Origin of the sequence: Actinokineospora enzanensis DSM 44649 (genome assembly GCF_000374445.1) — a bacterium.
Taxonomy (GTDB): Bacteria; Actinomycetota; Actinomycetes; order Mycobacteriales; family Pseudonocardiaceae; genus Actinokineospora; species Actinokineospora enzanensis.
In genome coordinates, this window is sequence record NZ_KB894429.1 from 47580 (window position 1) to 61794 (window position 14215).

A 14215-nucleotide genomic window follows, 5' to 3' on the forward strand; every position below is an offset into this window, starting at 1 on the left:
TCTAAATCCTAGCGTTGGTCCATCCGATGGAGGGGAGGACCGAGTGCTCGACCGGAGCCGCCGACCGATGGTGCTGGCCGTCGCGTGTGCCAGCATGATGGTCGTGATGATGGACATCTCCATCGTCAACGTCGCACTTCCGGACATCCGGGCGGAACTGGACGCCCCACTGTCCGGTCTACAATGGATCGTCGATGCCTACAGCCTGGTGCTGGCCGGGTTCCTGGTGCTCGCCGGGTCCACCGCCGACCGGATCGGCCGTCGCCGGGTCTTCCGCGCAGGCCTCGCGGTGTTCGGCCTCGGCTCGCTGCTGTGCGGGCTGGCCCCGGGCATCGGCTGGCTCATCGCCGCGCGCGTGGTGCAGGCCGTCGGCGGCACGATGCTCAACCCGGTCGCCATGGCCATCGTCGCCGCCACCTTCCCCGACCGGGCCGAACGCGCCCGCGCCATCGGCGTCTTCGGTGCGACGGCGGGCCTCGCCCTCGGCCTTGGCCCGGTGCTCGGCGGCGCCCTGGTCGACGGCCTCGGCTGGCGCGCGGTGTTCTGGGTCAACGTGCCGATCGTGGCCGTCGCCCTGGTGTGCGCCACGCTGTTCGTCCCCGAGTCCCGCGCGCCCCGACCCCGCCGGGCCGACCCCGTCGGCCAGGTCCTGGTGGTGTCGGCCCTGGGCTGCCTGGTCTTCGCGATCATCGAGTCGCACGCCTACGGCTGGACGTCCCCGCTGATCCTGGCCCTGCTCGCGATCACCGTCCTGGCCACGATCGCCCTGGTCATCCACGAACCACGCCGCGCCGACCCGCTGCTGGAACTACGCCTGTTCCGCAGCGTCCCGTTCACCTCCGCGATCCTGATGGCCCTGTCGACACTGTGCGCGTTCGGCGCGTTCCTGTTCATGACCTCGCTCTACCTACAGGACGTCCAGGGCATGTCCGCCCTGTCCGCGGGCCTGCGCCTGATCCCTGTCGGCGCGCTGATCGCCACCCTCGCCCCACTGACCGGCCGCTTTGTCGCCACCCGTGGCCCGCGCATCCCCCTGCTGACCTCCGGCACCGCGCTCACCCTGGCCGCCGTCACGGCGCTGTGTCTCGACGAACCGCTGCCGACCTACCTGCTCATCGGCGTCGCCATCGGCACCAGCGCCCCACCGATCACCAACACCGCCGTCTCCGGCATGCCCACCTCGATGACCGGCGTCGCCGCGTCCCTCGCCGCCACCGCCCGCCAGGTCGGCACGACCCTGGGCGTGGCCATCGTGGGCACGGTCATCGGTCCGTCGCTGTCGGGCTTCCACACGATCTGGTGGCTGATCCTCGCCCTCGGTGCCGCGGTGGTCGTCCTCGCCTTCCTCGGCACCGGCCAGTGGGCCGATCGCACCGCCCGTGAAGCCGCCGCCCTGTTCGACGACATGGACGCCGCACCGGAGCGCTCACGTGACGTTGATCCTCTCCTCAGCGGATGACCTGACCGCGCAGGATGATGTGCGCCGGATCGCGGAGCACCGAGGGGTTCGCGACCGGATCGGCGCGATAGGCGGTGACATCGGCCGGGGCGCCGTCGACGAGACCGGGGAAGCCGAGCCAGGAACGGGCGGTCCAGGAGGCGGAGCCGATGGCGGCCTCGGCGGGGAGACCGGCCTTGAGCAGCCATTCGACCTCGCCGACGATCTCACCGCACGGCTTGATGTCCGTACCCGCGAGCACGGTGACACCCGCGTCGTGCGCGGCCTTCACCGTGCCAAGCGCCCGATCGACCCCATCGGCGGTCCACCGCACGATGTCCGGCCGCGCGCCCGCCGCCCGCATCCGTGCCAGGTTCTGGGCGAACGCACTGAACGTCGGGACCAGCACGGTTCCCTGCCGCGCCATCTGCGGTAACAGGTCGTGCTCCAGATACAGACCGTGTTCGATGCTGTCCGCCCCCGCCGACACCGCATTACGCGTGCACTCGGCCGACACCCCGTGCACGGCCACCAGCCCGCCGATCGCGTGCACCGCGGCGACCGTCGCGGCCATCAGATCACCGGGAACGACCGGGATACCGGGCAACCAGTCCCCGATGATCTTGCACCAGCCCCCGGTGGCGGTCGCCTCCTCGACGGCCGCGGCCACCAACTCGTGCTCCTCGACATGTCTGCCGTAGCCGTCGAAGAAGCGGCCGGGGGTGGCCAGCCATTGTCCGCCGGGGACGACCCGGGGGAGGTCGACCTCGTCGTGCTTGCGGTGCGAGTCCGGCTCGGGGGTGCCGGGGGAGCGGATGAGCAGCACACCCGCGTTCACGTGGTCGAGTTGCTGGGCACGGAACAGGTCTTCGTCGTAGGGGTCGCCGGGCTCGATCATGCCGGGATGTGTGTGCACGTCGACCAGGCCGGGGAGCAGCCAGAGGTCACTCTCGGCCGTGTCGGGCGCCGGACTCACGTGGAGGCGGTCGCCCTCGATTCGCAGGATCTTCTTCTCACGTTCAGGCAATACTGTCCCGCACAGCTCCATCGCCCAATGTTGGCACGAAACGACTCTGGCCGGACACGGTCGGCCGGCCAGGACGACACCGACGTGGGGCTACGACCGGCTGAGGCGGGTTACGGGCAGCTTCTCCTCACATACTCTGCCGCGCTCGACAGTGAGGTGGTAGGCGCCTGTGGCGCTCCGGTCGCCGATTGCCTGTTTCAGTTCTCCGTCTTGGAAATGCAGGCCCGCGCCCGCGTCGATGGCATAGCCCTCGTCCGGTAGTGAACCGTTTCGTAGCGCAGTGTGGAAGACGTCGCGTCGATCGGCGTAGTGGACGGCGTTGGCGTAGGGCAGCAGTCCCAGTCCGTCCCGAAGTGCTTGTGTGTCGCCGAAGGAATCGGTGACGCCGCCGGAGAACCAGCAGAGTGAGCCTGCGGACTCGCCGCCCAGGATGACTCCATGTCGTGCGACCGTGCGGAGCGCCTCGTCGAGGCCGTGGGCGCGCCAGATGGTGAGTGCGTGTGCCAGGTTGCCGCGATCGACCCAGACGAGGGTGTGGTCATGGAGGTAGCCTGCCAGGTCTCGGGGCCTGCTTGTCGCGGTCAGCGCCAAGTGGCTGGTGATGACCGGCGTGTCCACGAAGGCCGCGTGAAAGCGGTTGATGCTGTCCGTGTCGTCGGAGCTCGCCGTGGGGATGAAGCACAGGCGGGGCCGGGCGGGGGTACCGGCGAGGTCGAAGGCGTAGCGGAAAACCGGTGAAGGCCGCCACGGGTCGCGAGCCCGGTTGAAGCCCATGCAGGTCGCGACAATGTGGGCGGCGGTCTCCACCATGGCTCATGACAGTAAGCCGAATACGACCGAGCCGCATGGTCTTCGCCGTGCATGACAGTGGTCGCTTGCTCGTTGTCGTCCTAGGCCGACTCGCTGCGGGCGCTCGATCGGGCTCTGACGGTGTTCGACTATGCGAAACCGAGTGCGGAACGAACCTGGACCGCGTTCTTCACCGCCAGTCGCCTGGGCAGCCTGACCGTCTCGACCTACGGCAGGCTCGGCTATCGGGAGACCGAGACTGCCGCCAAGTCGCTGCTGGACTCGTTGTCGCCCACCGAGAACAAGGTCCGCGCGCTTGTGCTCGTCGACTTGGCCGCGACGTCGGTCAACCAGGGTGATCTGGACCGGGCGGCCGATCTCGTCGCCGAATCCGCCCCCCTCGCGGTGCGCACCGAGGCGAGCCTGGCGGTCGACAGGTTGTGGGATCTGGTGGAAGTGCTGCCTGACGACCGCGGCGGTCGACCGCTCCGGCTTCGAGAGTGGCTGACCGACACGCTCGCGTCCGGTGGCCGGACTTCCTAGGGGCGGGTCTCGTCGCGTACCCAGTTCAGGTATTCGTCGGTCCCGCCGATCTCGGTGACGACGACCTGGGGGATGTCGTAGCTGTGGTTGTTCTTGATGTACTCGATGAGCCGGTCCAGCCGGTCGGCCGCGGTCTTGACCACCAGGCGCAGTTCGGGCTCTCTGGTGACCTTGCCCTCCCAGCGGTACACGCTGGTCATCGGGATCACGTGCACGCAGGCGCCGAGGTGGTTGTCCACGATCCCGGACGCCAGCGTGTCCGCCTCGTCCGGGGAGTCGGTCGTCGTGACGACCTGGTAGTAGTCCGCAGCCATGTTCTCGATCCCAAGCCGAGTCCGAACAGCGGTGGGCCGCCGCTCGTGCCGTCCTGGTTCGGCAGTAGGCGGGTGTCAGGAGTCGGACCGGGCACGGTCGCGGCGGTAGGTGTAGACGATGAGTCCCTGGTTGTGTTTGGCGAGCTTGTCGTATAGCGCGCAGGCCGGGGCGTCTTCCAGCGTGTTCCAGTACAGGCCGGGGAAGCCGTGTTCGTCCGCGTCCGAGGCCACCCATTCGAGGATCGCGGTGGCGATGCCCTGGCGGCGGACCGTCGGGTCCACGAACAGGTCCGCCAGATAGCACCGCCCCCTCGTGTGCCAGACGCTCGCGTGGAAGACGTAGTGGGCGATTCCGACCATTTCGCCGTTCAGCCACGCCGCGATGCCCCGGGTCGGGGCTCCGTCGAGGATGCGTTGCCAGGTGCGGGCGTACGCGGCGTCGTCGTGGTCGTTGCCGAAGTGGGTGTGGAAGGCACGGGTGAGTTGCTCCCAGCGGGTGTGGTCGGGCTCGGTCAGGAGGCTGATCTTCAGCATGGCGGCCATACTGGGCCGCGGGTACGACAGTCGGGAGGTGCACGATGGCGCGACCGCCGAGGCGGACCGTGCTCACCGGGGGAGTGCCTGCCTGGCTTGTCACCCGATATGACGAAATCCTGGACCTCGCCGGGCACGGCGGGTTGCGGTGCGATCCGCGCCACGGGGCGGCCGTGCTCGCCGAGGTGCTCGGGCCGGAGGCGGTCGACCGGCCGGACCTGCGGGCGAGCCTTCTCACGGCGGACGCGTCGGAGCATGCCCGGTTGCGCGCTCCGATCATCCCCACGCTGTCCCGCCGCAGGGACGTGGAGATCGCGAAGCGAGCCGACGACCTGGTGGCACGCTTCGCGAGCAGGGGACAGGCCGATCTTGTCGCCGAGTTCGCCGCGCCGCTCGCCACCATCACGATGTGCGAGGTCGTCGGGGTGCCGGAAGGCGACCACGTCCGCGTGCAGGCCTGGCTGGACGCGTCGCTCGCGCCCATTGTCGACGCGGACGCGCTCGCGGCGATGAACCGGGTGCTTGCCGAGACCGCCGACTATCTGGCCGAACTCATCCCGCGTCGACGCGCGCGTCCGGAAGCCGATCTACTCAGTGAGCTGGTTCGAACCGAGGAACTCTCGGACAACGAGATCACCGAGTTGGCCACCGCCGTGCTGTTCGCGGGCAGCGAGGCGCCCGCGGCCGTCATCGCGAATGGTCTGCTTGCGTTGCTGTGCTTTCCGGAGCAGTTGGCGGAGCTGAGGGCGAACCCGGCCCTGGTACCCCACGCGGTCGAGGAGCTGATTCGATACCGCGGCCCGGTCGAGGGGCTGACCCGGTATACCGCCACCGACATCGAGATCGGCGGTGTGCTGATTCCCAAGGGAGAGCAGGTGATCCTCTGCATCGGTGTCGCCAACCGCGATGAGACCAGGTTTCCCGGGCCGGACCGGATCGACCTGCATCGTGGGCACATCCCGCACCTCGGGTTCGGGCGCGGGCCGCATCACTGCCCCGGCTCGCATCTCGGCCGCGTCATCGCCCGTACCGCCGTCACGGCCGTGCTCGGCCTCGACGATCTCCGCCTCACCACCCCGCCCGACCTGCTCCGACGCCGGGACAGCGTGTTCGTGCACGGTGTCGCCGAGCTGCCGGTGGCGTTCAGTGCTGGTCCACAGTGGGCCGAGCGCGGTGCTGGGCCCGCGCGGTCGCCCAGCAGATGATCGCGGTGAGGCCCGCGAGCATCGGCAGGAAGGGCACGATGGTGACGTGCAGCAGGCCGAACGGCACTACCGCGATGAACTGCCACACCGTCGTGAACGCCACGCCCAGGGTCAGCCAGTGCCATTCCCCGCGGTTGTTGAGCACCGCGGGGGCGACGATGGCGGCGATGACCTGGATGAGGTAGCCGAATCTGTAGTACGCCAACGGGATCGCGTTGTTCGTGCCCGCGTAGCTGCCGGACATGTCGTGGTCGCGCAGCAGCGCGGCCCGGAATCCCAGGAGGGTGGAATCCGAGAGACCGTCCGGCCACCACGGCAGCACCAATACCGCCGCCGCCGTGACGACAGCGGCCAACCAGGCGATCGTGACAGCCCACCCCGTGCGCCGGTATATCACCGTGCCCCCATGTTCAGACAACCGGAACCGGGTCATCCTAGGTGGATTTGCCGCTCCCGGAAGAAAAACGCGGCAAGACTACCGGGGTGGACGAAGCGAAGGTGATCTCGGCCCCCACCCGGCCAGGACTCACCGGCCCGCGCCCGCGGCGCCGTTCCTGCCGGTGGCGTGGTCTGCGCCAGGTTCGCCGGTCTCGTGGCCGGTGTGATCGCCGTTTTCGCCGGTGGCGGCGTGGTCTTCGGTGTCGTTGCCTGCGCTGTTGCTACCAGCTGTGTTGTTGCCTGCTGTGTTGTTGCCTGCTGTGTCGGTGCCCCTTCCCCCAGCGAGTATCCGCCAGATCGTCACCGCGACCGGGCCGGATACCTATCTGCCCGGGTGCGCCGTCAGACCGACCAGACCGCCCCGCACGACAGGTTGCCGCGCAGGTCCTGGAACGACATGTGCACCTCGCCCGCCGAGTCCACCGCGACCCGGTCCCGGGGCGCGGAATGGTCGAGCACCTCGTTGACCGGCACGCCCTCGATCCGCCAGACCTCGGCGGGCACCGGACCGAACCGCAGGTGCAGGTCGAACGACCTGCACGGGAACTGTGGCGTGCACACGTAGTACGGCTCGAACGCGCCCGGATCGTCGAACCGGAGCCGCAGCATGAACTCGTGTTCCGCGTGCGCGTCGAGCGGCCGCGGCAGGGACAGCACGTATCCGGTCCGGGTCCGCGAGTGGCGTCTGGGGAGGCCAAGGGTGCCGCCGTGCACCACCTCGACCCGCGGCCCCCGCCCGGCGGTGAACTGCAGTTCCACCTCGTCGAGCCGGTCGCCCCGGGTGGTGATCCGGCGTCGTTCGTAGATCTCCGGTACCCCGCTGTCCAACACCACCGAGGTCTCCAGCGCGGTCGTCCGCCACGGCGCCGTCGAGTCGTCGGGTTCGGGTGTGTGCGTGTGGCGGGCCAGCGCGTTCTCGGCGAGCACCCTGATCGCCCCGTCCATCCGCCGCGTCGCGGTGCGCGGGTCCCGCTCGATCCGCTTCGCGAGCCGGACCTTGCGCTCCGTGAGCAACGACGACCCGGAGTCGTCGAGCAACCCGAAGGCGTACTGGACCGCCAGCCGTCGGTCGTCCTGCATCGTCCCGGCGATGTCCGTGATCGCCTTCCGCAGCGCGGCCCGGACCCGGCACTCGTCCTGCGGCAGGTCGAACACCTCGCGCAGCGAGTCCGAGATCCGGCCGGGCAGTTCGTCCGCGTGCAGGCCGGTCCCGTGGCGCAGCCTCTTGAGATCGGCCACCAGTCCTGCCACCGTGATCACCGGGCGTCTCCTCGCTGGTCGAGAGGCTGAGCACTCTAGTGGTCGTGCCGCAGGCCCGCACGCGGGTGATCAGCATTCGCGGGCGAACTCCACCTGCGGCAGGGGCGTCCCGTCGCCGAAGTCGTGTGCGCGGGTCGCCCCGGTCTCGACGAAACCGGCCTTGGCGTAGAAGCGACGGGCTCGCGGGGTGTCGCGCAGCGTCCACAGGTGTACACGGGTGAATCCGTTGGCGCGCAAGTGGTCCAGTGTCGCGGTCATGAGCGCGGGGGAGACGCCGGAGCCCCAGCCGTCCGGGTGGGTGTAGAAGCTGTGGATCTCGGCGCCGGACTCCGTGGGCAGTGTGTAGGAGAGAGCCGACGGTCGGTCGTCGAGCAGGCCGAGCAGCAGCACACCCGCGCCGCCGATCCGCGCGTGCCACCGGGTCCGGCGGTCCCGGACACCCGCGTCGGCGAACTCGGCCGCGTAGAACGGGGCATAGGCGGCGGCCCACGACTCGGCGTGCACCTCGCCCAGGGCGTCGGCGTCGCCGGGGCGCGCGGGTCGGATCTCGATCACGGGCGCACGCTGGCGCGGGGGTACGACAGTCAGACTTCCCATTCCGGCGGCAGTGATCGCCGGGACCGCCATGGGGAGATCACTATCAGCACCAACGACACCAGGGACGCGACGACCCCCAGCCAGAGGGCCGTCGGAATCGACCACGTGTCCGCGACAAGTCCGCCGACCAGACCGCCGAGCGGGGTCGCGCCCTGCATCACGACACTGTTGGCGGCGGACACCCGACCCATGAACTCCCTCGGCGTGACCCGCGCGCGAAGGCCCGCGGCGGCGACCGAGCGACCGATGACCACGAAGACGACCAGGACCTGGGCCGCGGCCACGAGCGGCACGGCGACCGCCGGGAACGTCCCCGCGAGGGGCGCGGCCACCACGGCGAACGGTGTCAACGCGGAGAACAGCAGGGTCATCCGGATCTCACCGAACCTGCGGCGCAGCGGCGGGCACACCAGGGACGCGGCCACGCCCGCGACGGCGCCGACGGACGACAGCAGGCCGAACAGCCAGGACGGCAGGGCGAGGTCGTGGAGGAGGAAGACGGGGAGAACGGAGAGGAAGATACCCGCGCCCAGGTTGATGAGTGCCGCCTGGGACAGCAGCAACCGGAGTAGCGGGTGGCCGAACAGGAAACGTAGTCCGTCGCCGATTTCACGGCGGAAGTCCCGTTCGGTCGCGGGGTGCGCGGTTGTCGGAATACGGTTGACGATCAGGGCCGAACACAGGTGGCCGAGCGCGGCGAACGTGTACAGCAACGGTGCCGCGACGGCCTGCGTCACCACTCCGGCGATACCAGGCGATATGGCCTGAATGGTGTTGTCGGTCGTCTGCAATCTGGCATTGGCGTCCGAGATGGCTCGTTTCGGCAGTATCTCGGGCAGGATGCTGGTGTGGGCGACATCGAAGAACACGCCCGCCACGCTCAGCGCCAGCGCGACGAGGACCAGCTGCCAGATCGTCAACACGCCCAGCGCGAAGGCCACCGGGATACTGCCGAACGCGACCGCGTACGCGATATCGGCGCCGACCAGCACCCGCTTCTTCGGGAGACGGTCGACCCAGACGCCTGCGGGGAGGCCGATGAGCAGGTAGCCCAACCGGCTGCACACGAACACCAGACTCATCTGGAACGGCTGCGCGTGCAGCACCAGGACGGCGGTGACCGATAGGGAGAAACCGGCGACCTGCGCGGCCGCGTCACGAAAGCCGTTCGCGGTCCAGAGACGCAGGAAAGCGGGATCTCGCAGGACTCGGGATCGCTCCTCTATGGCTTGAGGCACCGGGATCCTCTCGACGCGACCTCCTGCTCACCGTATCGGCAGCACACGCCTCGATTCGCCGGTTTCGCGATCAGCGAATATCCGCATCCGGCAGCCGACGCAGCCGACGCAGCCGACGATGCGGCCGAGGAGAGGGCCTGGGGTGAGTTCCTGACCAGGGTCTTCGCCTGACCGGGCGTCGTACTTTCGGCTGATCCGGGTCCGGACGACCGGTTCGTACACTGGCGCCGTGTCCGACCTCCTCCGTTCGCTGTGGCGTGAACCGCGGCCCGCGTCGCCCCCGTACCACGTGTGGCGGGACACGGTGTTGACCATGGTGATCGGGCTGGTCGCGGTCCCCGAGGCGCTCGACAGGCCGTACCCCGTGCTCTCGATCGCCATCGCGGTCGGCCTGGCACCCGCGCTGATGTGGCGGCGGAGCGCGCCGTTGGCCGTCGTGGCGCTCACGTTCGGTGGCTCGTTGCTGGTGTCGCTGATCATGGGGCGGGACTTCCCGGACCTGCACGTGATGGTCTACGTGCTGCTGCTGCCCTACGCCCTGTTCCGATGGGGGTCGGGGCGCGAGGCCGTGGTCGGTGCGGTGATCATGGTCGGCAAGGTCGGGGTCGAGGCCGCGCTGGGGTACCAGACCCCGCCGAACGCGATCGCGGGCGTCGGGGTGCTGTGCGCGGCCATGGCGTTGGGCGCGGCCGTCCGCTACCTGTCCCGGGCGCGTGCTCGTGAGCTGGACCAGGTGAAACTCCTGGAACGGGAGCGGTTGGCCCGCGACCTGCATGACACCGTCGCGCACCATGTCTCGGCCATGGCGATCCGCGCCCAGGCGGGCATCGCGGTGGCCGCCACCGACCCGGCCGCCGCGGTCGACGCGTTGCGGGTGATCGACGCCGAGGCGGCGCGGGCGTTGGACGAGATGCGCGGCATGGTCCGCGTGCTGCGCACCGGGCACGCCGAGCTGAGTCCCGGGCCGCGGCTGGCCGACCTGGAGGAACTGGCCTCCGACGGGGACCCGGCGGTCGAGGTGGAGCTGGTCGGCGACGACACCGGGCTGCCCGCGCCGGTCGCCGCCGCCGCGTACCGGCTGGTCCAGGAGGCCGTCACCAACGCCCGCAGGCACGCCCGCAACGTGACCCGGGTACGGGTGCGGGTCGTGGTCGGCCGGGTCACCCTGCGGCTGCGGGTCAGCGACGACGGCGAACCGGTCGAGCCGCGCCCGCCCGGCTTCGGGCTCACCGGCATGATCGAACGCGCCGCCCTGCTCGGCGGCACCTGCGCGGCCGGACCCGACCCCGACCGCGGCTGGACCGTGACCGCCGTGCTGCCCGGGACCGGCCGATGACCGTCCGCGTGCTCGTGGCCGACGACCAGGAGATCGTGCGCACCGGCCTGGTCATGATCCTGAACGCCCAACCGGACATCGAGGTCGTCGGCGCGGCCGCGGACGGGGCGGCGGCGGTCGAGCTGGCCCGGCGGACGCGGCCGGACGTGTGCCTGTTCGACATCCGGATGCCCGTGCTCGACGGCATCGAGGCCACCCGGCGGCTCGCCGGTCCGGACGTGGCCGACCCGCTCGCGGTCGTCGTCATCACCACGTTCGACCTCGACGAGTACGTCTACGCCGCACTGCGCGCCGGGGCCCGCGGCTTCCTGCTCAAGAACGCGGGCGCCGACATGCTCGCCCAGGCCGTCCACGCCGCCGCGCGCGGGGACGCGCTCATCGCCCCCAACATCACCGCCCGCCTGCTGTCCACCTTCGCGGCGGGCGAACCCGCGCCCCGGCACCAGCCGCTGGACCCGCTCACCGACCGTGAGGAACAGATCCTGACCGCGGTCGCGCGCGGCCGCACCAACAACGAGATCGCGGGCGAGTTCCACATCACGCTCAGCACGGTGAAGTCGCACATCACCAGCCTCATGACCAAGCTCGGCGCCCGCAACCGGGTCGAGATCGCCATGTGGGCACACCAGACCCGACGGCTGTAGCCGTCTCCTCACCCCGGCCTGGCCGAAAGTACGACCCGGTGTCGGCACCTTCGGACAGTGACGTCGCGGCCCGATGTCCGATGTGCCGGAACGGGCGCGCGCAGCAGGATTCCCGCATGACGACAAGGATCTCCCGCTACCGCCTGCCGATCGCGCTGATCCTGCTCAGCGCCGTCCCGGACATCGCGGGCGCGTTCCGCCTGACCCAGCTCCTCGGCGGCGCACCGGTCACCGCCGAGAACGCCCGCTTCCTCGACTCGCCGCTGCCCGCCATCCTCCATATCGTCTGCGCCACGGTCTTCAGCGTCCTGGGCGCGTTCCAGTTCCTCCCGTCGACCCGCCGCACATCCTGGCACCGCCTGGCAGGCCGCGTGGTCCTCCCTTGTGGACTGATCGTGGCCCTGTCCGGCCTGTGGATGACCCTGTTCTACGCCCTGCCACCGAGCGACGGCCGCCTGCTCGCGGTGTTCCGCCTGATCTTCGGCACCCTCATGGCTGGGTCCCTCATCCTCGGCTTCACCACGATCCGCCGCCGCCGGATCGCCGAGCATCGTGCGTGGCTGATCCGTGGGTACGCCATCGGAATGGGCGCGGGCACCCAGGTGTTCACCACCCTGGCCTGGGTCATCCCGTTCGGCCTGCCCGACGAACCCACCCGCGCACTTCTGCTGGCGGCGGGGTGGCTCATCAACCTCGCCATCGCCGAACTCGCCATCCGCCTCCGCTTCCCCGTTCGCGCCGCTGCCACGAGCTGAGGGACTCGCGTGACTGTTGTCGTGGAGACAGGTGGTGCCGCCCGGGGCCGAGCCGCTCGTCCGGTGGTACGGATACCCCGAACCCGACCAAACCGCCGACCGGGAACCCCTATGATCGGCGCCGCGCACAGCGAAGGGGGAGGAAATGCCGCAGGGGGACGCGTTGCACGGGGCGGTGCAGCGGTTCGAGGAGCAGGCGGCTCGGCTGGCCGGGCTCAGGGAGAGCATCGGGGGACTGTCCGGCAGTGCCCGCAACACCGACGGTTCGGTGACGGTGAGCGTCGCGCCGTCGGGGGCGGTGCTGGGGCTCACCCTGACACCGGCGGCGATGGGCATGTCGCACACCCAACTGGGCCACGAGATCCTGTCCACCATCCGCCGCGCCACCGAACAGGCCGCCGCGGCGATGGCGGAGGTCGTGCGCCCGGTTGTGGGTGAGGACCAGTACGACCGGTTCCAGGAAGCCTTCCGGGCACACGCCGGGCAAGCCGCGTTCGGACCCACCACGCCGCCGCCCGCCTCAGCGCTGGCCGTGCCGGTGGCGGGCCCGCGCGCCGACTTCCGCGCGCCCAGGCCCGACCCGGAACCCGACGACGACTTCGGCGGCTCGATCTACGGCGGTGCCCGGTGACGGGTCTCGGTGTCGACGGTGGCATCCTGTTCGACCACGCCGTCGGCTCCACCGGCCAGGCCGGGCATTTCGCGGGGCTGGCGAGCCTGCTGGAACAGGCACGGGTGAGCGACGACTGCTTCGGTCCGTTGTTCGTCTACTTCCGTGACAAGTACTACGAGACGCTTCGGGAGTGCCAGGCCACCGCCCGGCAGGCCGCCGACTACCTGACCGATATCTCCGACGCCGTGCGCCGGACCGCCGAGAGCTACGGTGCCACCGAGTCCACCAACGCCTCCGGCCTGGCCAAGGTCGACGGCGGCGCGGGAACCCTCGACCAGCTCGACCACGCGGGCGACGACACCCGGCGTGGCGACTTCGCGCAGAACTCCGCCTACGGCAGCTCGTTCGCGGACGCGGGCCTGGAGGACGCGGCACAGGTCAAGGACCCGGGCACGCCGATGGAACAGGGGTTCGCGCTCTACCACACCCGCATGGCCCAGCTGGAGCTGATCACCAGTCCGGGCAAGGCCCTGGTGGACAACGGACTCGGCTGGCTCATCGCCATGGCCGTCAGCCCGCTGGTCGAGCTGATCCTGGAACCCGCGGTCGGCGACCCCGAGCAGATGCGCAGCACCGCCTCGGGCTGGGAGAAGGTCGCCGAATGGCTGGAGCGGGCCGGGGCGCGGGAGGCCGAGCGCGCCGCCGCCACCGCGACCGCCTGGGCAGGCGAGGCGGGGGATGCCTTCCGCGCCGAGATGGCCGAGTTCGCCGACGGCGCCAAGGCCCTCGCGGGCGACGTGCTGGAACTCAAGGACCTGCTGGAGACCGCGGCCGACATCTTCGACACCTTCGTGCAGATCGTGGTCGACATCCTGCAGGAGTTCGTGCTGGGCCTCATCGTCGAGTGGCTCGCCGCCCTCGCCGCCGCCTGGATCACCGCGGGTGCCTCGGCGGGCGCGGCCACCGGCCTGACCGCGACGCAGACCGCGCTCACCGGAACCCGGTTGGGCGGCAAGGTCGCCGAGCTGCTGCACAAGCTCAAGCCGTTGATCACCCAGCTGGAGAAGGCGCTGGTGAAGCTGCGCCACGGCTCGATGAGGTCGCTCCTCGAACGCTCGCAGAAGATCGGGAACCTGCCGGTCGTCGGCCGGAAGTTGACCGGCGGCAACCCGTTGTTGGCCACCGCGCACAGCTTCGAAAAGAAGACCCTGGCCAGCACGTCGGGCTTCAAGGTCTTCGGGAAGGTGGCCGACGGCGCGGGCGAACTCGGCCTGGCCCAACGGGTGTCCAAGCATGCCCTGGGCTATCTCGGTTTCGGCGGGTCGACGTCGGCGGGCACGGTCATCGCCACCGGCACGTTGGAGAACCTGCCCGGCGCGGCCGTGGAATGGGGCGCGAACCACATGTACGAGGACGCCGAGGACCCGACCACCGAACAGGACCGGCGGGCCGCCGAGCACCGTGGCTTCACGGTGGGGGAGTGA

The 14215-nt window shown here is 70.2% G+C and carries 16 protein-coding genes; 8 read left to right on the forward strand and 8 right to left on the reverse strand.

What is annotated here, in order from left to right; all coding sequences use genetic code 11:
• Positions 1–43: 43 nt before the first annotated feature.
• A complete protein-coding gene (locus C503_RS0126490) occupies positions 44–1459 on the forward strand; it encodes a DHA2 family efflux MFS transporter permease subunit (RefSeq protein WP_018685246.1) in 1416 nt (471 codons plus the stop codon).
• Here the strand turns inward: C503_RS0126490 and C503_RS0126495 are convergent.
• On the reverse strand, positions 1449–2486 hold the full coding sequence (locus tag C503_RS0126495; RefSeq protein ID WP_033401084.1) for an amidohydrolase family protein: 1038 nt from the start codon (positions 2484–2486) through the stop codon (positions 1449–1451). The genes C503_RS0126490 and C503_RS0126495 overlap by 11 nt on opposite strands.
• 69 nt (positions 2487–2555) lie before the next feature.
• Entirely contained in the window at positions 2556–3275 is a 720-nt protein-coding gene (locus C503_RS0126500) for a Type 1 glutamine amidotransferase-like domain-containing protein (protein ID WP_018685248.1), read from the reverse strand.
• Between the two features lie 120 nt (positions 3276–3395).
• Between C503_RS0126500 and C503_RS40955 the strand changes: the two genes are divergently transcribed.
• Entirely contained in the window at positions 3396–3797 is a 402-nt protein-coding gene (locus tag C503_RS40955; RefSeq protein ID WP_018685249.1) for a hypothetical protein, read from the forward strand.
• Here the strand turns inward: C503_RS40955 and cutA are convergent.
• The gene (gene cutA, locus C503_RS0126510; RefSeq protein WP_018685250.1) at positions 3794–4111 is read right to left on the reverse strand and encodes a divalent-cation tolerance protein CutA; all 318 of its coding nucleotides are present in this window, start codon (positions 4109–4111) and stop codon (positions 3794–3796) included. The genes C503_RS40955 and cutA overlap by 4 nt on opposite strands.
• 75 nt (positions 4112–4186) lie before the next feature.
• Entirely contained in the window at positions 4187–4645 is a 459-nt protein-coding gene (locus tag C503_RS0126515; protein ID WP_033401093.1) for a GNAT family N-acetyltransferase, read from the reverse strand.
• Between the two features lie 44 nt (positions 4646–4689).
• Between C503_RS0126515 and C503_RS40960 the strand changes: the two genes are divergently transcribed.
• Positions 4690–5850, forward strand: a complete 1161-nt coding sequence (locus C503_RS40960; RefSeq protein WP_084477335.1) for a cytochrome P450 — start codon at positions 4690–4692, stop codon at positions 5848–5850.
• Here C503_RS40960 and C503_RS0126525 read toward each other — a convergent pair.
• The 4 genes from C503_RS0126525 to C503_RS0126540 all read right to left on the reverse strand — a co-directional run bounded on the left by C503_RS0126525 (position 5789) and on the right by C503_RS0126540 (position 9383).
• Positions 5789–6205, reverse strand: a complete 417-nt coding sequence (locus C503_RS0126525; protein ID WP_156893506.1) for a hypothetical protein — start codon at positions 6203–6205, stop codon at positions 5789–5791. The genes C503_RS40960 and C503_RS0126525 overlap by 62 nt on opposite strands.
• Positions 6206–6630: 425 nt before the next feature.
• Complete coding sequence (locus tag C503_RS0126530) at positions 6631–7548, reverse strand: hypothetical protein (RefSeq protein ID WP_018685254.1); 918 nt, start codon at positions 7546–7548, stop codon at positions 6631–6633.
• Between the two features lie 69 nt (positions 7549–7617).
• On the reverse strand, positions 7618–8103 hold the full coding sequence (locus C503_RS0126535) for a GNAT family N-acetyltransferase (RefSeq protein ID WP_018685255.1): 486 nt from the start codon (positions 8101–8103) through the stop codon (positions 7618–7620).
• A 29-nt stretch (positions 8104–8132) separates the two neighbouring features.
• Positions 8133–9383, reverse strand: a complete 1251-nt coding sequence (locus C503_RS0126540) for an MFS transporter (RefSeq protein WP_169514618.1) — start codon at positions 9381–9383, stop codon at positions 8133–8135.
• A gap of 229 nt (positions 9384–9612) precedes the next feature.
• On the opposite strand from C503_RS0126540, the gene C503_RS0126545 reads away from it, so the two are divergent.
• The 5 genes from C503_RS0126545 to C503_RS0126565 all read left to right on the forward strand — a co-directional run bounded on the left by C503_RS0126545 (position 9613) and on the right by C503_RS0126565 (position 14215).
• Complete coding sequence (locus C503_RS0126545; RefSeq protein ID WP_018685257.1) at positions 9613–10719, forward strand: sensor histidine kinase; 1107 nt, start codon at positions 9613–9615, stop codon at positions 10717–10719.
• Positions 10716–11363 (forward strand): response regulator, encoded by a 648-nt coding sequence (locus C503_RS0126550; RefSeq protein WP_018685258.1) that lies wholly within the window; start codon positions 10716–10718, stop codon positions 11361–11363. Before C503_RS0126545 ends, C503_RS0126550 begins: the two co-directional genes overlap by 4 nt.
• 116 nt (positions 11364–11479) lie before the next feature.
• Positions 11480–12118 carry a DUF2306 domain-containing protein gene (locus C503_RS0126555; protein ID WP_018685259.1) on the forward strand — a complete coding sequence of 213 codons (639 nt, stop codon included), beginning with the start codon at positions 11480–11482 and terminating at the stop codon, positions 12116–12118.
• Between the two features lie 145 nt (positions 12119–12263).
• Positions 12264–12749: a YbaB/EbfC family nucleoid-associated protein gene (locus C503_RS0126560; RefSeq protein WP_018685260.1), complete on the forward strand. Its 486-nt coding sequence runs from the start codon at positions 12264–12266 to the stop codon at positions 12747–12749.
• On the forward strand, positions 12746–14215 hold the full coding sequence (locus C503_RS0126565) for a WXG100-like domain-containing protein (RefSeq protein ID WP_018685261.1): 1470 nt from the start codon (positions 12746–12748) through the stop codon (positions 14213–14215). Before C503_RS0126560 ends, C503_RS0126565 begins: the two co-directional genes overlap by 4 nt.